Origin of the sequence: Streptomyces sp. NBC_00158, assembly GCF_045160885.1 — a bacterium.
GTDB lineage: Bacteria > Actinomycetota > Actinomycetes > Streptomycetales > Streptomycetaceae > Streptomyces.
This window is the reverse complement of the sequence record NZ_CP108161.1, coordinates 4,062,974-4,080,307: the sequence shown is the minus strand read 5'-3', so window position 1 is coordinate 4,080,307 and position 17,334 is coordinate 4,062,974. Positions and strand designations below refer to the sequence as shown.

Here is a 17,334-nt window from a genome sequence, read left to right as displayed (position 1 = left end):
GTCAGGGCGCTTCCTGGGTCGGGGTGCCGGCGAGGGCGGTCTGGACGATCTGGTGCGGACGGCCGCGCCGGACCAGCGTGCCGCGGCCGGGCGGCTGGGCGCTCGCGTACAGCTGCGGGAACAGCTGGCCTTCGGAGCGTTCGCCGTTCATCACGAGGGCGGTGGTGCCGGACTCGCGCAGGGTGGTCATCAGCGGTTCGTACAGGGCCCGGGAGGAGCCGGCGACGCGCCGTGCGATCACGAAGTGCAGGCCGATGTCCTGGGCGGACGGCAGGTAGGGGACGAACGCCTGGAGGGGCTGCTGTCCGGCGGTGGTGAGGATGTCGTAGTCGTCGACGAGGACCACGATGCGCGGTCCGGCGAAGCCGGGGCCCTCGCCCGGTTCGGCGTCGGGGTCGATGCCGTCCTCGGGGAGCCGCTTGTCGAGTTCCTTGGCGATGCCCACCGAGAGGGCGGTGGCGATCTTCGCGTTGTGGGCGTAGCCGCCGCGGTAGGGCTCGGGGACCACGCCGCGCAGTCCGCGCCTGGGGTCGTAGACGGCGAAGACCAGTTCCTCCTCGCCGTGGCGGGCGATGAGCTGGCGGGCGACGAGGGCGAGCAGGTTGGTCTTGCCGCACTCGTCGTCGCCGAGGATCAGCAGGTGCTGGTCCTGGCCGAAGAGGTCGAGGAGCACCGGTGCGAGGACGTCCTGGTCCACGCCGACGGGGATCCGGTACGGCTCCTCGTCGGCGGTGGGCAGCCGGTCGGCGGCCAGCCGTGCGGGCAGGACCCGTACGGGGGAGGCGAGTTCGCCGTGCCAGGTGGCGCGGACGGTGCCGGCCGCCTCTTCCAGGGCGGCGGCCAGGTCGGTGTTCCCGGCGCGGGAGTCGATGCGCGGGAGGGCGGTCTGGGCGAACAGCTTGCCGTCGGTGAGTACGCGTCCCGGGGTGTCCGGGGAGATCGTCTCGGACAGCTTGCGGTCGATGGCCGAGTCGGAGGGGTCTCCCAGGCGCAGTTCGACGCGGCCGCCGAACAGGGACTGGTTGGCGATCCGCACGTCGTTCCAGCGGAGCATGCCGGCGACGACGTGGATGCCGTAGCCGCCGCCCCGCTTGAGGAGGTCGGTGACGGAGTCGTCGAGTTCGGAGAACTCCTCGCGCAGGGCCCCGTAGCCGTCGACGAGGAGCACGATGTCGGTGGAGGCGAGTTCGGGCAGCCGGCCCTGGGAGCGGAGCCGGCGCAGCTGGTCGACGGAGTCGATGGAGTGCTCGCGGAACAGTTCCTCGCGGGTGGCGAGCATGGCCCGCACCTCGGCGACCGTGCGGGCGGCCCGTTCGCGGTCGGCGCGGCCGGCGATCCCGCCGACGTGCGGGAGTCCGGCGAGTGCGGCGAGGCCGCCCCCGGCGAGGTCGAGGCCGTAGACGGCGACGTCCTGCGGGGTGTGGGTCAGCGCCAGTGACAGGGCCAGGGTGCGCAGCAGGGTGGTCTTGCCGGACTGGGGGCCGCCGGTGACGGCGGTGTGCCCGCCGGCGACGGTCAGGTCCAGCTCCCAGGGTCCGCGCCACTGGCGGGCGGGGTCGTCGAGGACGCCGAGCGGCACCTTGAGGGGGGTGCGGCGGGCGGCGGCGAGCCGGAGTCCGCGTTCGGTGACGGACAGCGGTCCGGCGGCGGCGTCCAGGGGCGTCGCGTCGGGCAGCGGCGGCAGCCAGATGCGGCGGACGGGCGGGGCGGCGTCGGCGAGCTGGTCGACGATGACGGAGAGCACGCTGGGCCCGGTCTCGCGGGCGGTGGCGGTGGGCTTCTCCTCGGCGGGCTCGGCCGGGCCGGTGCTGTCCCGGAGGGTGTTGAAGGTGGGGTAGGGCAGGGCGAGCGGGCCGCGGTCGGTGTCGTCGAGGGCGGCGGCCGGGCCCCGGTAGCGGCCGGATACGTACCCGGCCTTGAAGCGGGTGTAGGTGGAGGTGTCCACCTTGAGGTAGCCGAAGCCGGGCAGCGGCGGCAGCTGGAAGGCGTCGGTGGTGTCGAGGACGGTGCGGGACTCGTCGGCGGAGAAGGTGCGCAGGCCCAGCCGGTACGACAGGTAGGTGTCCAGGCCCTTGAGCTTGCCGCCCTCGATGCGCTGGCTGGAGAGCAGCAGGTGCACGCCGATGGAGCGGCCGATGCGGCCGATGGACAGGAACAGGTCGATGAAGTCGGGTTTGGCGGTGAGGAGTTCGCCGAACTCGTCGATGACGACGAACAGGTGCGGCAGCGGCTCCAGTTCGGGCTTCTCGGCGCGCAGGACCGCGTAGTGGCCGATGTCGGCGACGTTCCCGGCGTCCTTGAGGACCTGCTGGCGGCGCTTGACCTCGCCGGCGAGGCTGGTGTGGACGCGCTCGACGAGCCCGGCCTGGTTCTCCAGGTTGGTGATGACGCCGGCGACGTGCGGGAGCTTCTCGAAGGGGGCGAAGGTGGCTCCGCCCTTGTAGTCGACGAGGACCATCGCGAGGTCCTCGGGCGAGTGGGTGGCGACGAGGGCGAGGACGAGCGTACGGAGCAGCTCGCTCTTGCCGGAGCCGGTCGCGCCGACGCACAGGCCGTGCGGGCCCATGCCGAGCTGCGAGGACTCCTTGAGGTCGAGGAGGACCGGGCCGTGCCGGTCGTCGATGCCGATGGGGACGCGCAGGAAGTCCCGCTCCCCGCGCGGCGCCCACATCCGCTTGACGTCGAGTGCGGCGGGGTCCGCGATGCCGAGCAGGCCCATGAAGTCGACCGGTCCGGAGACGGGGGTGCCCTCGGCCACGGACTCGGCGGACAGCCGCAGCGGGGCGAGCATGCGGGCGAGGCCTTCGGCGGTGGCCGGGCCGAGGGCGTCGCTGATCCCCTCGGCGGCGGGGGCCCCGGGGGTGCGCAGGTCGCGGACGGTGACGTGGCTGCCGTCCGGCCCGTCGACGGTGATCCGTATGGCCACCTCGTCGGGCTCGTGGACCTGCTCGGCGAGCAGGTGCAGCACGGTGGTGTTCATGTCGGCCAGGCCCACGGCGGTGTCGGGGCGGGGCAGTTCGACGGCGTTCTCCCCGTACTCGTCGCTGACGACGAGGAGCCGGCCGGCCAGGCGCAGGGCGCGCTTGTCGGACAGGCCGCGGCGCACCTCGGCCGCGTACGAGGCCCTGCGGCGCAGGTCGGGGGCGAGGACCCCGGCGGCGAGCTGGGGCAGGCTGGGCGCGATCCGCCGGGCGGCGACGGGACCGTCCTGTTCCTGCTGGTCGAGGACGTGGGGCAGCCACTTGGCCCACTCCCAGTCCCCGAGCCGGTCGCCGGGCACGCCGAGGGCGACGGCGACGTCGTCGGGGGCGTGCAGGACGGCGGTGTGGGTGAGCAGGGCGCGGGCGACGCGCAGCACGCCCGCGCGGTCGCCGACGATGCTGACGTTGCCGGCCCGGTCGAGGGGGACGGTCAGCGGGAAGTCGCTGGCCCGGCCGAAGCGGGCCATGAGGGCGCCGGCCTCGTTGAGCATGAACCGGTCGGGCGGGGTGAGTACGCCGCCGGCGCCCGACGCGAGGGAGAGTTCCTGCACGGCGACGGCGCCGGTGCCCAGGCGCGGCCGCAGGAAGTCGGGGTCGGTGCGGCGCCGTTCCCACAGCCGCGCGGGGTCGCGTACGAGGTCGTACAGGGCCTCCGGCGGCGGGTTGAGGCGGCGGGCCTCGTCGCGCAGCGCCTTCTCGCGGGCGCCGAGCTCCTCGCGCTGCTCCTCCAGGTACTCCAGGTAGCGCTCGCGCTGGGCGCGGCGGGTGCGCTGGGCCTTGCCACGCTGGGACCAGAACAGGGCGACGGCGCCGATCAGCGCGAAGACGAGCACGATCGCGCCGACGGCGGCGAACTGGCTGTTGCGGATGACGGTCATCATCACGACCGAGCCCATCACGCCCGCCATCGGCAGCAGCGCGGTGGCGGGGCTGCCGATCTTGCCCTCGGGCAGGTTGGGCGGGGCCTCGACGGCGTGGGGCTGGGCGGGGGCGGGGGGCATCGTGCCCCGGGCCGGGCGGTGGATCAGCTGCTGGGTCACCGGGCGGCACCGGAGGCCGGGAGGGCCACGGCCCGCTGGAGCACGTCGGCGGCGAGCCGCATGGCGGCCTCCCGGGTCTGGAATCCGAGGAGTTCGGACTTGACGGCGCCGCCGGAGGCGAGGTGGCGGTCGTAGGGCAGGACGACGACGCCCGCGCCCGTGGCGCGCAGCTTCTCGACGGCCTTGCCGAGGTCGACGGCCGGGTGGGGGGCCTGGACGGTGAGGACGACGACGGTCCGCGGCAGCACGGGCACCGGCAGGGAGCCGAGCCAGTCGAGGACGGCGTGGGTGGAGACGAGCCCCTCGGTGGTGGCGGGGGCGGTGAGCACGCGGGCGTGCGCGGTGTCGAGGGCGGTGCGGGCCACCTCGCCGGGGAGGGTCTCGCAGTCGACGACGGTGACGCCGAAGTAGCGGCGGAGCGCGACCATCACGGTCCGGTAGGTGGCGACGTCGACCTGGGCGCCGATGCGGCCCTGGCTGCCGGGCAGCAGCCAGCCGCCGTCGGGGAGCGGGACGAGGTAGCCGGTGATGTCGGTGAGCTGCATGGAGGGGCGGACGATCTGCGCGAGGTCCGCGCAGGTCCAGCGCAGGGACGGCACGCCGAGCCGGACCGGGAGGGTGCCGAGGGCGGCGTCGGCCTCCAGGGTGAGCACCGGGTCGTGGCGGAAGTGGTTGTAGGTGCGGCTGAGCAGGGCGGTGACGGTGGTCTTGCCGGAGCCGCCGCGGATGCTGGTGACGACGATCTGGCGGCCGGTGGTGACGGGCTGCTGGACCTGGGTGGCGAGTTCCGTCTCGGCGGCGACGGCCTTGGCGACGGAGGAGCCGAGCGCTCCGCGCAGGGTGCGCAGGGTGCGGCGGGCCAGCGGGTCGCCGTGGCGGGGCCGGCCGGCGGGGGCTTCGGAGCCGGGGACCGGTACGGTCTCGGGCGCGCGGGCCTGGGGGGCCTGCGGGGTGTACTGCCGGGCGTACGCCTGCTGCGGGGCGGGTGCCGCGGCCTGCTGCGGGGCCGCCTGTTGCTGCGGGACGGGGGCGTGCGGCTGCACGGGGAGGGGGGCGGCGGGTGCCTCGTGGGCCTGGGGGCCTTGGGACGCCGGGGGAGCCTGCGGCGCCTGGGCGGACTGCGGAGCCTGGGGGCCCTGGGCGGATTGCGGGGCCGGGGCGGCCTGGGGGGTGCCGGTCAGGTCGCCGAGGACGCCGGCCTGCCAGTCGTCACGACGCTGGTTCATGCTCATGTCTGACATGTCTGAGTAGCAACCCCTACGCGAAGGTGCCGAGCAGCCGCCCGTACACGCCGAACACCCCGATGAGCAGCGGGAACAGCACGATGACGCCGATCGACTCGGCGGTGTCCCCGACCCGCCGCAGCCGGACCCGGACGTGCTCGGGCGGCTGGACGGCGAGGACGCCGAGCGCCGCCAGGGCCAGCGCCAGCAGCACCGCCAGCGGCCCGGCCGCACCGGCGCGGCCCGCCCAGACGAGCAGCGCCGCCACGGTGACGGCGGCCCCGGCCAGCAGCAGCGCGACGACCTCCGCGACGAGCGGGAACGCCCGCGCGCGCAGCCACAGCACGACGGCGACGGCCGAGGCGAGGGACACCGTCCAGACGTCGGGTTCCCGCAGCGCGACCACACCGGCCGCGCCCGCCGAGACGGCGGTGGCGAGGGTGGCCAGCGCCATGCCCCGGTGGGTGGCGCCGAGGGCGGTGGCGACCTTGTACCGGCTGACCGAGGCCCCGCGGGCCCGCTGGTCGTCCAGGCCGGTCAGCCCGGCCGCGGCCAGCGCGAGGCGCGGCAGCAGCCCGAGCAGGACCACCGAGACCACGGCGAGCACGGCCCCGGTACGGGCGCCCGCCTGGCCCTGCGCCAGCGCGGTCGCCTCCCACACCACCGTCAGGCCCACGAGGGCGGCGGCGCCCACGAACCCGCCCCGCCCGAGCGGCGTGAACCACCCCAGCAGCGCGAGCCCGACGGCCAGCGCACCCGCGACGGCGGCGAGCCGGCCCATGGCGCCCCAGTGCTGCGCGTCGCCCAGGGTCCACGCCCCGAGCACCCCGACCGCGGCGGCACAGGCCAGCAGCGCCGCCGCCAGCCCCGCCCGCTTCAGCCGGCCCGCCAGCGCGCCGACGACACCCGCGACGGCGGCGGTCCCGAGCAGCACCCCGGCCACCGCGCCCGGCGCGAACTCCCGCCGGGCGAACCAGCCGGCGGCCAGCGCCCACAGCACGAGCCCCGCCCCGGCGGTGACCCGCCGCGCGGAGGGACGCCAGCGCCAGGCGCGTACGTCCAGGTCCTCGGCGGCCTCGTCGGTGACGTCGTGCACCACGGGCGCGGACGGCACGTCCTGCACCCGTACGAGCCGCAGCACCGCGCCGTCGGCGACGCCCGCGTCCTCCAGGGAGACGCCGTGCTCGATGACGGACCCGTCGGCCGTGACCAGGTGACGCAGCATCGGCTGTGCGGCGACCCGGTCGTCCAGCATCCGTATGACGTCGGGCAGCAGCCGCCCGACGGGCTCCTGTGAGGGGAGTACCAGGTCCATCCGGCGCCGCTCACCGACCAGGGTGACCCGGCTCAAGGCTGTACCGCTCACTGCGCCCATGCTCACCACGCGTTCGAACCTATCACCGAGTACTGACCTGTCCGGGCGTCCCCGTTTTGCCGATGAGGCGGTGGGAGATGAACGACCAGCCGACGCAGCCGGCGCACAGCACGGCCGCGATGACCAGCCCGGCGACGGCCTTCCCGATCCGCTCGTCGGCCACCCGGCGCCCGCGCTGCGCTCCGAACAGCACGGCGTCGCGCATCCTGCGCCGACGCACCGCGACGGACTCCAGCAACTGGCTGTCGTAGTCCTCGGCCGCCACCCCGGCCCCCCTTCTCCCTGTCGCCCCAGACGCTAGTACGACCCCTCACGACGCCGAAACCGGTGGAGGCGTTTCCGCCATGCTCCTGCCGGGCTCCCAGCCGCACCCGGCACTCGCGCCCGACCAGCCGATCGGCACGGATCACAAGGCGCTCCCGATCCGCCTGGCCGCCTCCAGGTGGCCGATGGCGGCCAGACCCGCGGCCCCGGCCGGCAGGTCCGCCGGCTCCCAGCACAGATCACGCCCGAGCACTTCGTCGGCCCGGCCGTCCCCCAGCACCCGGCTCCGGAACAAGGGCCCTTCGCCGCCCTCGGCCTGGTGGTACGTGATGCGCCCCTCGCCCTCCAGCGCGTCGAGGACGGCGTCGTCGAGGACGCCGACGGGCCGGCTGCCGAGGTAGCCCGCCGGCTTGCCGGGCCGGCACATCACGCCGACGAGGTCGAGGAAGACGCCGGAGCAGTCACGGCTGAAGGACCCGCCGCGCTCGTAGAACAGCACCAGCGGCTCGTACAGGTCCGGCAGCCCTGCCACCGCGTCCGGGTTCCGCTCCCCGAGCCCCGCCAGCCGCACGGCCCCGGCACAGGTCTTCCGGAGGTCCTCCCAGTAGACCGTCCGCTGCAGTTCCTCCAGTTCGGCCGCCTGCGCGGGCGGCAGCTCGAACTCCGGGTCCAGGTAGGCCGTGACGTCGTAGAACGGCCACGCCCCCTCGGCCCCGCAGGCCTTCGCCCACACGGCGGCCCGCCGCAGGTACTCCCACATCAGCACCTGCCGGGACCCGCCGCGCTCGAACGCGAGGTCCCACCGCATGTCCCACTCCACGGCCCGCAGCCGCTCCAGCATCCGCCACGCCGGCATCCTCAGCCCCTCCCCGAAAGCTCCGCGAGCGCGTCCGGCGACGGCGCCCGGTGTACGGCCGCTCCGACGGACGACCCGTCCTCGGTCCGGCCGAGGCAGCCGTCCAGGGCCTCCGACGCCCAGGCCCCACCACGCCGTGCGGCCCGGAACCGCAACAGCCAGGGCACGCCCGCCCAGAACGCCGCGTCCCCCGCCGCGCTGCGGGGCTCGTAGCCGGCCGCGCCGTCGGCGGACGCCCAGAGGAACCCGAGCAGCCGCTCCCCGCACCGAACTTCGGCGTACCGGACGGGGTCCTCGGTGGTGGCCTCGTAGTCCCCTTCCCCGTATCCGCCGGGGAGGAGCTTCACGAGCCGCCGCCAGCGCGCGGGCACCTCGAACGTGCCCCAGGAGTCCGCGTACGCCGCCTCCTCCGCCAGCAGGTCGGCGAACCCGTACGCCGTGGGGCGGGCGTGCCGGGTCGGGTCGCCGGGGTCGACCTCCGACCCCGCCAGGGCGGAGATCCGCTCCAGCGCGGCCGCGAGCCGGGGCGCGTTCTCGGCGGCCACCTCGGGCTGTGGCCGCTCCCGGAGGTCCTGGGTGAGCCACGGATCGGCGTAGACACCCATCCCGAGCACCACGCCCCCCTGATCCCACATGTGGACCCGTACGACGAACAGCTTCTCGGCCCGCCGCCGGACCCCGGCCTCCACCCACTCCCCGGGGAGCTGGAGGACCACCGTCAGGTGCTGGTCGGGCAGCAGCCGCACGGCGGACGCCTGCCCGGCCAGCACGTCGAGCGGCACGTCACGCAGCTCGTACAGCGGCCGAGCCATGGCCGACAGGTCACGGACCTCGACCGAACCCGCACCGCCGTCGGCGACCAGCCCGAGGGAAGCCAGGACGTCCCTGACCTCCCCCACGAGCGCGACCGCCCGCGCAGCCCCGTTCACGGCGGCATCCAGCACGGGGGAGGGCTCCCAGAACCACTCCCCCACCGGCTCGGTCGTGATCACGGACTGCCTCAAGCGCCTCGGCTCAGCTCCACGGCAGGGTCGCCGGGCGGCGATGCCAGTACCACGCCGCCGAGGCGAACTCCCCGGTGTCCTTTTCAAGAGCGACGGCGAGCGCGTGCCCGTCGTCCTCCGCCGTGTGCTCCCGGAACGCCGCGTCCAAGGACTCCATCGCGACGACCACGGATGCCCGCTCGTCGGCGGCGAGCCCCTCGATCACCGCGCTCAGCCGATCGCGGATCTCCAGGTCCTCCCGGTACATGCCGGCCCCGTACCAGCCCGCGGGCGGCCAGCCCGTGGCCATCCGCCAGACGAGGGACTCCCACATCCACACGAGAGTCCGAACTTCGAAGGCGGGCGTGCCCTGAGGAGCGTCGGGGAACAACCCGTCTGCCACAGGGGTGACTGCCGGGACTTCCCGGACGACTTCGGGAAATCCTTCAATCGGCGCGTGCTCAAGTCCGGGAACGAGCCGCTCGGTCGCAGTCACCCGGAATCCCGCGCCGATGTCCGCCCAGTCCTCAGGGGCTTCCAGGGGTTCGAGCCGGGCAAAGGTGGTCGCCCCCTGGGGGGCCACGACCTTCCGGATACCCGGCATGGTTCCCCAGGCAGTAAGGACGGGCGTGCCCAACCTGCGCGCGAAGGCCAGAGCCAGGTCCTCTTCCGCCGGCTGGTCGGCCACCTCTTCCGCGGCGTACACGGTCAGGTTGCAGGCAAGGTCACCGTGGAGGAATTCGTAGTCGCAGGTTACGCTGGCATCCCAATTGCGGTCCTCGAACTCGCTTTCCGGCGACACTCCGACCGAGGCGATGGGCACTCCGAATTCCTCTGCGAGCAGACGTGCGATCACGTCCGGCTCCGGTGCCCCTACGGTCAAGAATCCGTACATCACGAGTAGTACTCCCGGTAAAGATCATTCATCCGCTGAATGGCTTCCGGGCTGTCCCGGAACTTCGGATCCTTGCTGAACATTTTCTCGAGCTTACTCATGTCACCGTTTACCCTCATGATCATCTTGAGGGCCAGGAACTCGGTCCGGCTGAGGTTGATGAGTCCAGGACCGGACACAGGGAAGGTACGGCCCGTCTCTTCGACGCCGTACGTGCGTCCGTTGACGGTGTACCGCTGCGCGTCCTTGTCATAGTGAGCACGACCGGCGGCAATGTCTGCAAGGTCGTCCTTCACCGCCTGCTTCGCCTCCGGCAGGATGATCGTGTTCTTCGTGTCCACCTGCCCGCTCCTCACACCACTCAGGTCGTGGCGGGAGTTGGGATACAGCAGGCTCTTGCCCCGGGCGGTACCGGGAACGTCGTCCTTGACCGGCCAGGAAGCCTCGGGCTTCCTCACCTTGGGCGGCGGTTCAGTGCCCCCAGCACCGGCGCCCTCGCCTCCGCCGCCAGGGGTGCCCGTGCCACCGTGATCGCCCTGGTGCGGGACGGTCGGACCGTCGCCGTGGCCGCCGCCGCCCGTGGAGGGGCCGTCGCCGTGGCCGCCCGTGGAGGGGGTGTCCGTGTGGCCGCCGCCGGTGGGGGTGGTGTCGGTGTTGCCGTGGCCCGGGGTGGTGTTGGTGCCGCCGGGTTCGGTGTGGCTGTTGTGCGGCAGGTTGTCGGCGGTGCCGCCCGGGGTGTGGGACGCGGTCCCGCCCGGGGTGTGGGTGGTGGCCCCGCCCGGGGTGTGGGAGGTGACGTCCGCGGTGTGGGCGCCGACGCCGACGGGGACTTCCTGCCGCTTGGGGACCTCGGCCAGGGGGTGGTCTACGCCCTTGGGGACGGAGGTGAGGTCCTGCTTGGGCATGCCCTTGTGGTCCAAGAGCTGGTTGGTGACCTTGTCGAAGTACTGCGGCCGGCCGAGAGCGTCGTCGGTGAGCTGGACGGTGTCGTCCGGGTGCGGGAACCTGACCCCCGGCGCGTCGGCCTTCGGGAGGTCCTTCCACACCACGTCGTCGATCTTCGGGAACGCACCGTCGACCTTGCCGAGGTTCGCGAACAGGTCACCGATCTTCAGCTTCGCCAGGGAGCCGGCCTTGCCGATGTAGGTGATCGGGTCGATGATCCTGCCGGCCTTCCCGGCGACGGAGAGGACCTTCGCGATCCCGCCCGTCTTCGCCGCCGTTCCGGCGCCGCCGGTGAAGACAGTGGTCAGGACGTTGAAGGTGACCGCACCGGCCGCGCGGGCGGGGTTCTTGCCCCACTCGTCCCACGCGACCAGAGCCTTGCCGGTCTCCTTCATCGCCGTGCGGGAGTCCTTCAGCCAGCCCGGCAGCTGCTTGTCGTCCGCCATCCAGAACGCGGTACCGACACCGGGGATGGAGGTGATCGCGAGGCCGGTGGCGAGTTTGGCGAGACCGGTCCAGGCCTGGCCGGCCTTGTCCCAGCCGTCGACGCCGACCAGGGTGCCCAGGCCCCGGATGGTGCCCCAGATCCCGTCGACGATGATCCCGTCCCACACGAAGGACTTGACCCAGTAGCCGACCTCCCACGCCCGGTGGGTCTCCTCCAGCTGCGAACCCCACGGCAGGTCCTGGACCTTGTTCAGGTCATCGGCCTTGTAGCCGTACATGTTCGCGCCGTTCGAGCCGTCGTTCACGGTCAGGGGCGGGGCGCAGTACAGGGCGCGGATCTTGTTCGCGCAGGTTCGCTCGGCCGCCCAGAAGGCCTCCGCGGCGGCGTTGACGTCGTGGATCAGATCGTTGTTCTCATCGATCTTCTTCCCGTCGTCCTTCCAGTGCTCGTCCCCGGCGATCTTGCCGGTGAACGTCGTCGCCTTCACCTGGAGTTCTTTCAGGCGGGCGACGATGGGGCGGGCCTCGGTGACGTACTCGCCCAGCGCTTTGGCCGCCGATTCGAGCTGGTCGGCGAAGAAGTCGCTGTCCGTCTTCACCGGCTTGGTGGTGGCGAAGAGCTGGGCGGCCTCGGGGGCGGCGTAGAAGGCGGACAGGCCCTGGAACTCACTGTCCACGTTCGAGCCCGCGGTACGGAAGGTGCCCGCGGCCGCCGTGATCGCCGCGTGGTCCTGCTCCAACGCGTCCAGGTCACCCGTGAACTGCGGGATCGTGCACGGATTGATCGGTACGTGGTCGGTCACTTCTGACCAGTCCCCGGAAGCTCGACCTTCGGCTCCTTCAGGGCCTGGTTCTGCGCGTTCTGCGCCTGCTCGATGTTGCCCTGCACGTACGCCGTCGTCGCGTTGACGGCGCCGTTCAGCGAGGCCTCCGTGCGGGCGCCGATGAACGCGAGGCGGTACTCGTGGGCCTTCATGAGCTCACCGAGCGCGCCGGCGATCGGGCCCATGCCGCCGCCCTCGCCGCTGCTGCCGCCGCCCGGAGTGATGGTGCCCGCGTGCTTCGCGGCCTCCGGCAGTTCCGTCTGGAGCGACTTGCCCGCCTTCTGGAAGCCCTCCGCAGCGGTGATCGTCTTGTTGACGACCCCCTGCACGCCGGACGGCTTGATGTCCCAGTCCATGCCCTACCCCCGTGTCCTCGCGTCCCTCGTCCGGCGTGCGTCCCGACGTGCGTCCCGGCGTCCCTGCGTCAGCCGATGTTGTCGACCGCCGTCTTGGCCTTCTGCAGCGTGGCCTGCGCGGTCGAGTCGTTCTGATCCAGCGTGGTGCGGACGAGGCGGATGATGTCGCGGACCTCGTTCGCCGCCTTGTGCCAGCGGGCTTCCTTGCCGTGGTACTCGTCCGAAACTCCGTCGGCCTGGAACTCCATCATCGCGGCCTTCACCGCGGCCTCGCGGTCGCCGAGCACCCGCTCCAGCCGGCCGATGATCCCGTCGAGCCCGCCCTGGACCTCCACGGAGGCGGCGATGTCGTACGAAGTGCGGTCCTGGTTCGCCATGTCTGTCAGTCCCCCGGGTTTCAGCGCGCGCCGAAGCGAGCGGCGTCGAAGTTCGCGGAGCCCATGTTCTGGTGGGCGTTGTCGCCCTGCTCCTGGGCACCGGTGGTGAACGAGGTGTCCATCCCGGCCTGACCACCGAGGATGGCGCGCAGCGAGGCGTTCAGCTCGGCGGTGATGGCGTCGGAGCGCCGCTTGAAGGAGTCGAAGGCCTGGCGGCCGACGCCGTTGAACTTGCCCTCCAGCGGGTCCGCGGCGGCGACCAGCAGCTTGATCAGCGTGCCGAGGTCGTCGCTGGAACCGGTCGTGGCCTTGCCCAGTTCGGACAGCGTGGTGCTGCCCATGTCGAACTTCATACACCCACCCCTGACGTGTTGTTCCGTCACTTGCGTGCGTACCTGTCTACCGAAGGGACGTTGCGAACACAAACACGGTTTCATCCGGCCTTGACGTCTGGCTGAAAATCGAGGTCGGCTGGTTGCCGTTCCCCCAGCACCTCGCGTACGTAGTCGTCCCCCGCCTCCCACAGCCGGGCGGCCAGGGCCCTGCCGGCCGGGCCCCGGCAGCGGGAGACGGGGCCGGCGGCGTGCCGGAGGGCGCGGCCGGAAGGGGCGTCGTCGAGCAGCATCCGCAGCAGCTCCACGGCGAGCTCCTCGTCGACCAGGGTCACGGCGCCCGCGAGGCCGACGAGTTGGGTCTGGACGTCGAAGCGGTAGCGCCGCCCCGCCCGCATCCCGGCGAGGCCGCGCTCGACGGCGGCCCGGATCCCGGGCAGGCAGTCGCGTACCGACTCGGCGTCGAGGCAGTCACCCAGCCGGTCGCCGAAGCCCTCCCGGTCGGCGAGGCCGACCAGGGCCCGCAGGGTCGCGGCGCGCAGCTCCGAAGTGCCCTTCTCCGCGGCCAACTCCGCGCTGTGGACGGCGGCTTCGCAGAAATGGCCGTAGCTGTCGTCCTGGGAGAACCAGCGGTCGATCGACCAGCCGTACCAGAAGGCGGCGCGGGGATCGGTGGTGGCGGCCCGGAGGACCGCCCCGTAGCCGGCGGGCTCGGCCCAGTGGACCAGGGCGATCAGGGCCAGGAGGCGTTCGCCGCAGGCCGCGGCGGGGTCGTCGAGGAGGGCGGTGAGTCCGGGTACGCGGTCGCGGTGGCCGGGGTGGTCCTCGCCCTCCCAGATCACCTCGTACGGGTCGTCGGCGGGCGTCCCGTCGAAGCCGGTGCCGAGCAGCCGCTCGTAGGCCGTCGTCATGTCAGGTCATCCATCGGTCGGGGCGGGCCGCCGCGCGGGAGGTGCGGGAGCGGACCGCCTGGTCGTGCAGCAGGTCTCCGGCCTCGGCGGCGGCGCGCAGCCGGGCGGTGACGGTGGTGTTCGCGCCGGTGTCCACGTGTACGTCGGCCACCCCGCGGGCGCGCTCCCAGGGGCCCTGTGAGCGGCGCACGCTCTGCACCTTCGCATGCGGAACGATCTCCGTGCGGCGGCAAAGGCGGCCCCGCCTCGCGGCGAAGACCTGCTCGGAGACGGCCAGGCCGTACCCCTTCCACCACACCGGCACCACCCACCGCGAGCCGGTGCGCGGGGAGGGGCTGAACTCCAGGCCCGCCGGGTCCGCGCCCGGCAGCACGCGGGCGATGAGGGCGTGGGCGGCCTCCCGGGTGGCCACCGGGACCAGCACCCCGTTCTTGGAGCCGGCCACGGCCAGCTCGATGCGGACCCAGCCGCGCCGCCGCCACAGCAGCGGCTCCACGATCCGTACGGCCTGCACCCGCCCCGGCGGGACCGTCTCGTGGGCCCGGTCCAGCAGACCGTGGTCCAGGCGCAGCCCGTCGGGGGACTCGGCGACGGTCCAGTCGTACCCGGCGAGGAAGCGGCCCGCGGTGCCGGCCCAGGCGGCGCCGAGCATCGGCAGGAGGATGACCGCGGCCGCCCAGGGGCTGTCGCTGACCCGCCAGACGACGAGCGGGGCGACGATCCCGCCGGCGAGCGCGGCCCACACGTCGAGGCCGAGCAGCAGGGAGACCACCAGGTCCCGCACGGACACGCGCAGCAGCTCCCGCGCGGGGGCCTGGCCGACGGCGACGGCCTCGGCGGGCGCGAAGCCGGCCGCGCGTGCCAGCAGCTCGGCGCGCAGGGCGACGGCGTCGCGTTCGTCGAGGAAGGCGAGCTCGTCCTTCGCCTCGGTGCCGATGACGTCGAGGCGGAGCTTGGCCACGCCGGCGATGCGGGCCAGCATGGGGCGGGTGACGTCCACGGCCTGGATGCGGTCGAGGCGGATGTGGGCGGTGCGGCGGAAGAGCAGGCCGGTGCGGATGCGGAGCTCGGTGTCGGTGACGGCGTAGTGGGTGAACCACCAGCTGAGGAAGCCGTACGTGCCGAACACGAGGACCAGCCCGGCCACCACGAGGAGCCGCACGGCGGGGGTGAGCTCGGCCACCCACTCCTGGGCGCGCTCGCCCTGCTGGATGACGACGCCGGCGGTGGCCGCGATCGGCACCCACGCCCGGCGCAGCGGCGTCAGCACGTGCAGCCGCCGCTCGCCTCCCGGCGGGGCGGGGGCACCGGCGCCCTTCCCGGGCGGGGTCTCCAGCCGCACCGGGGCAGCCCCCGGCAGGGTCTCCGGCCGCACCGGGCCGACCCCGGACGGGGTGGCCGCCGTAGCCGGGGCGGCGGCCGTAGCCGGGGCGGCGGCCGGCCGCTGCGCGGGGCCGTCCCCTACCCGCCCTTCCACCGTTCCCCGGGGCTCCGCCCCGGACCCCGGACCCGGGCGTTCCGCCGGGGCGGCGGCCGGCGCGGGCCGGTCTTCCGGCTGCGCCTGGGCGGCGCCGGGAGACCCCGTCCCCGGCGCGGGCGGGGCCGCCCCCGGCGCGGTGACGGCCGGAGCCTGCGGCGGGGCGGCCGGCCCCCGCCGCACGGAGGTGGCCGGGCAATCGGCTTCGCCGGGTGCGGGGGTGCCCCGGTCCGGTTCCCCCGCGGAGCGGGGCGGCGGCGGGGAGTCCGGTTCCCCCGCGGAGCGGCCCGTCACAGTCCCGCCGACCTTGCTTCGCCCAGGGCGGTCAGGCGGTCGCGGAGGCGTTCCGCCTCCGCGGGGGCCAGGCCCGGGATCTTGGCGTCCGTCGCCGCGGCCGCCGTGTGGAGCTGGACCGAGGCCAGGCCGAAGCGGCGCTCCAGCGGGCCCGAGGTCACCTCCACGAGCTGCATCCGCCCGTACGGGACCACCGTCTCCTCCCGCCACATCACCCCCCGGCTGATCAGCAGGTCGTCGGCCCGTTCCGCGTACCGCCAGGACCGCCAGTTCCGCCCGATCAGCACCCACCCCCAGACCAGGACCGCCGGCCAGAACGCCGCGCAGAGCGCCCACCGGGGACCGGCGGCCAGCCCCAGCGACACGCCGGTCGCCACCGTCAGCGGCACCGTCCAGACCACCAGCAGCAGCCGCCGGACACCGCGCAGCCCCTCCGGCAGGCCCACCCACTGCGGGCGGCCCGTCTCACCCTGCGTCCCCGTATCCATGCACCCACCCTAGGACTGAGACAATGCGCCCATGACGGAGACCACGGTCGGCATCGGCGGTGCGGCGGAGAGCACCGACATGGTGCTCAACATCGGACCCCAGCACCCTTCCACCCACGGCGTGCTGCGCCTGCGGCTCGTCCTGGACGGCGAGCGGATCGCCAGCGCCGAGCCGGTGGTCGGCTACATGCACCGCGGTGCCGAGAAGCTCTTCGAGGCGCGCGACTACCGCCAGATCGTGATGCTCGCGAACCGCCACGACTGGCTGTCCGCGTTCTCCAACGAGCTCGGCGTGGTCATGGCCGTCGAGCGGATGCTCGGCATGGAGGTCCCCGAGCGCGCGGTGTGGATGCGTACGCTCCTCGCCGAGCTGAACCGGGTGCTGAACCACCTGATGTTCCTCGGGTCGTACCCCCTCGAACTGGGCGGTATCACCCCGATCTTCCACGCGTTCCGCGAGCGCGAGGAGCTCCAGGCCGTGATGGAGGAGATCTCCGGCGGCCGCATGCACTACATGTTCAACCGCGTCGGCGGCCTCAAGGAGGACCTCCCGGCCGGCTGGCTCGGCCGGGCCCGCGCCGCCATCGCCGACGTCCGCACCCGCATGGACGTGTACGACAAGCTGGTCCACGGCAACGAGATCTTCCGGGCCCGCACCCGCGGCGTCGGCGTCCTGTCCGCCGAGGCGGTGCACGCGTACGGGGTGTCCGGTCCGATCGCGCGCGCCTCCGGCGTGGACTTCGACCTGCGCCGCGACGAGCCGTACCTGGCGTACGGCGAGCTCGCCGACGTGCTGAAGGTCGTCACCCGGACCGAGGGCGACTGCCTGGCCCGTTTCGAGGTGCTGCTCGACCAGACGCACAACGCCCTCGACCTGGCCGTGGCCTGCCTGGACCGGATGGCGGAGCTGCCGCCGGGACCGGTCAACCAGCGGCTGCCGAAGGTGCTGAAGGCGCCCGAGGGCAGCACGTACGCCTGGACGGAGAACCCGCTCGGCATCAACGGCTACTACCTGGTCTCCAAGGGCGAGAAGACCCCGTACCGGCTGAAGCTGCGCAGCGCCTCCTTCAACAACATCCAGGCGCTGGCCGTGCTGCTGCCCGGACAGCTGGTCGCGGACATGGTGTCGATCCTCGGGTCGCTCTTCTTCGTGGTCGGCGACATCGACAAGTAGGCGGCGCGTGCGGGGACCGGGCCCGGGTCCGGGCGACCTGACAGTCCGGCGGCAATCCGTCCGGGCGGTGTCGGCGGCGGCTCCTAGGGTGC

At 73.5% G+C, this 17,334-nt stretch carries 15 protein-coding genes; 1 reads left to right on the top strand and 14 read right to left on the bottom strand.

Annotated features, from left to right (window positions below; translation table 11 throughout):
- Nucleotide 1: 1 nt before the first annotated feature.
- The 14 genes from eccCa to OG553_RS18780 all read right to left on the bottom strand — a co-directional run bounded on the left by eccCa (nucleotide 2) and on the right by OG553_RS18780 (nucleotide 16,068).
- Nucleotides 2-4,021, bottom strand: coding sequence for a type VII secretion protein EccCa (eccCa, locus tag OG553_RS18845; protein ID WP_405980101.1), 4,020 nt, complete (start codon nucleotides 4,019-4,021; stop codon nucleotides 2-4).
- Complete coding sequence (locus OG553_RS18840; protein WP_405980100.1) at nucleotides 4,018-5,253, bottom strand: hypothetical protein; 1,236 nt, start codon at nucleotides 5,251-5,253, stop codon at nucleotides 4,018-4,020. The genes eccCa and OG553_RS18840 overlap by 4 nt, the downstream gene beginning before the upstream one ends.
- A gap of 25 nt (nucleotides 5,254-5,278) precedes the next feature.
- Complete coding sequence (gene eccD / locus OG553_RS18835) at nucleotides 5,279-6,619, bottom strand: type VII secretion integral membrane protein EccD (RefSeq protein WP_405983073.1); 1,341 nt, start codon at nucleotides 6,617-6,619, stop codon at nucleotides 5,279-5,281.
- Nucleotides 6,620-6,641: 22 nt separating this feature from the next.
- Nucleotides 6,642-6,824: a hypothetical protein gene (locus OG553_RS18830; protein ID WP_267036736.1), complete on the bottom strand. Its 183-nt coding sequence runs from the start codon at nucleotides 6,822-6,824 to the stop codon at nucleotides 6,642-6,644.
- 201 nt (nucleotides 6,825-7,025) lie between these two features.
- Complete coding sequence (locus OG553_RS18825; RefSeq protein WP_405980099.1) at nucleotides 7,026-7,739, bottom strand: hypothetical protein; 714 nt, start codon at nucleotides 7,737-7,739, stop codon at nucleotides 7,026-7,028.
- 2 nt (nucleotides 7,740-7,741) lie between these two features.
- Entirely contained in the window at nucleotides 7,742-8,731 is a 990-nt protein-coding gene (locus OG553_RS18820; protein ID WP_405980098.1) for a hypothetical protein, read from the bottom strand.
- Nucleotides 8,732-8,753: 22 nt separating this feature from the next.
- A complete protein-coding gene (locus OG553_RS18815; protein WP_405980097.1) occupies nucleotides 8,754-9,578 on the bottom strand; it encodes a hypothetical protein in 825 nt (274 codons plus the stop codon).
- Between the two features lie 38 nt (nucleotides 9,579-9,616).
- Nucleotides 9,617-11,812, bottom strand: a complete 2,196-nt coding sequence (locus tag OG553_RS18810; protein ID WP_405980096.1) for a hypothetical protein — start codon at nucleotides 11,810-11,812, stop codon at nucleotides 9,617-9,619.
- On the bottom strand, nucleotides 11,809-12,189 hold the full coding sequence (locus OG553_RS18805) for a DUF6507 family protein (RefSeq protein WP_405980095.1): 381 nt from the start codon (nucleotides 12,187-12,189) through the stop codon (nucleotides 11,809-11,811). The genes OG553_RS18810 and OG553_RS18805 overlap by 4 nt, the downstream gene beginning before the upstream one ends.
- Nucleotides 12,190-12,257: 68 nt before the next feature.
- Nucleotides 12,258-12,566, bottom strand: a complete 309-nt coding sequence (locus OG553_RS18800; protein WP_405980094.1) for a pore-forming ESAT-6 family protein — start codon at nucleotides 12,564-12,566, stop codon at nucleotides 12,258-12,260.
- A 20-nt stretch (nucleotides 12,567-12,586) separates the two neighbouring features.
- Nucleotides 12,587-12,919 carry a hypothetical protein gene (locus OG553_RS18795; RefSeq protein ID WP_405980093.1) on the bottom strand — a complete coding sequence of 111 codons (333 nt, stop codon included), beginning with the start codon at nucleotides 12,917-12,919 and terminating at the stop codon, nucleotides 12,587-12,589.
- Between the two features lie 80 nt (nucleotides 12,920-12,999).
- Nucleotides 13,000-13,809 (bottom strand): hypothetical protein, encoded by an 810-nt coding sequence (locus tag OG553_RS18790; RefSeq protein ID WP_405980092.1) that lies wholly within the window; start codon nucleotides 13,807-13,809, stop codon nucleotides 13,000-13,002.
- A gap of 1 nt (nucleotide 13,810) precedes the next feature.
- Entirely contained in the window at nucleotides 13,811-15,286 is a 1,476-nt protein-coding gene (locus OG553_RS18785; protein WP_405980091.1) for a PH domain-containing protein, read from the bottom strand.
- Between the two features lie 290 nt (nucleotides 15,287-15,576).
- Nucleotides 15,577-16,068 carry a PH domain-containing protein gene (locus OG553_RS18780; RefSeq protein ID WP_405980090.1) on the bottom strand — a complete coding sequence of 164 codons (492 nt, stop codon included), beginning with the start codon at nucleotides 16,066-16,068 and terminating at the stop codon, nucleotides 15,577-15,579.
- Between the two features lie 31 nt (nucleotides 16,069-16,099).
- Here OG553_RS18780 and OG553_RS18775 point away from each other — a divergent pair, with 31 nt between their 5' ends.
- On the top strand, nucleotides 16,100-17,242 hold the full coding sequence (locus OG553_RS18775; protein WP_007264853.1) for an NADH-quinone oxidoreductase subunit D: 1,143 nt from the start codon (nucleotides 16,100-16,102) through the stop codon (nucleotides 17,240-17,242).
- Nucleotides 17,243-17,334: the final 92 nt, after the last annotated feature.

Bases quoted from the DNA above. Each gene is read 5' to 3' on its own strand.
- OG553_RS18790 (WP_405980092.1), bottom strand. From the start codon at position 13,809: ATGACGACGGCCTACGAGCGGCTGCTCGGCACCGGCTTCGACGGGACG.
- OG553_RS18840 (WP_405980100.1), bottom strand. From the start codon at position 5,253: ATGAGCATGAACCAGCGTCGTGACGACTGGCAGGCCGGCGTCCTCGGC.
- OG553_RS18775 (WP_007264853.1), top strand. From the start codon at position 16,100: ATGACGGAGACCACGGTCGGCATCGGCGGTGCGGCGGAGAGCACCGAC.
- eccD (WP_405983073.1), bottom strand. From the start codon at position 6,619: ATGGGCGCAGTGAGCGGTACAGCCTTGAGCCGGGTCACCCTGGTCGGT.
- OG553_RS18800 (WP_405980094.1), bottom strand. From the start codon at position 12,566: ATGGCGAACCAGGACCGCACTTCGTACGACATCGCCGCCTCCGTGGAG.
- OG553_RS18805 (WP_405980095.1), bottom strand. From the start codon at position 12,189: ATGGACTGGGACATCAAGCCGTCCGGCGTGCAGGGGGTCGTCAACAAG.
- OG553_RS18780 (WP_405980090.1), bottom strand. From the start codon at position 16,068: ATGGATACGGGGACGCAGGGTGAGACGGGCCGCCCGCAGTGGGTGGGC.
- OG553_RS18825 (WP_405980099.1), bottom strand. From the start codon at position 7,739: ATGCCGGCGTGGCGGATGCTGGAGCGGCTGCGGGCCGTGGAGTGGGAC.
- OG553_RS18830 (WP_267036736.1), bottom strand. From the start codon at position 6,824: ATGCGCGACGCCGTGCTGTTCGGAGCGCAGCGCGGGCGCCGGGTGGCC.
- OG553_RS18795 (WP_405980093.1), bottom strand. From the start codon at position 12,919: ATGAAGTTCGACATGGGCAGCACCACGCTGTCCGAACTGGGCAAGGCC.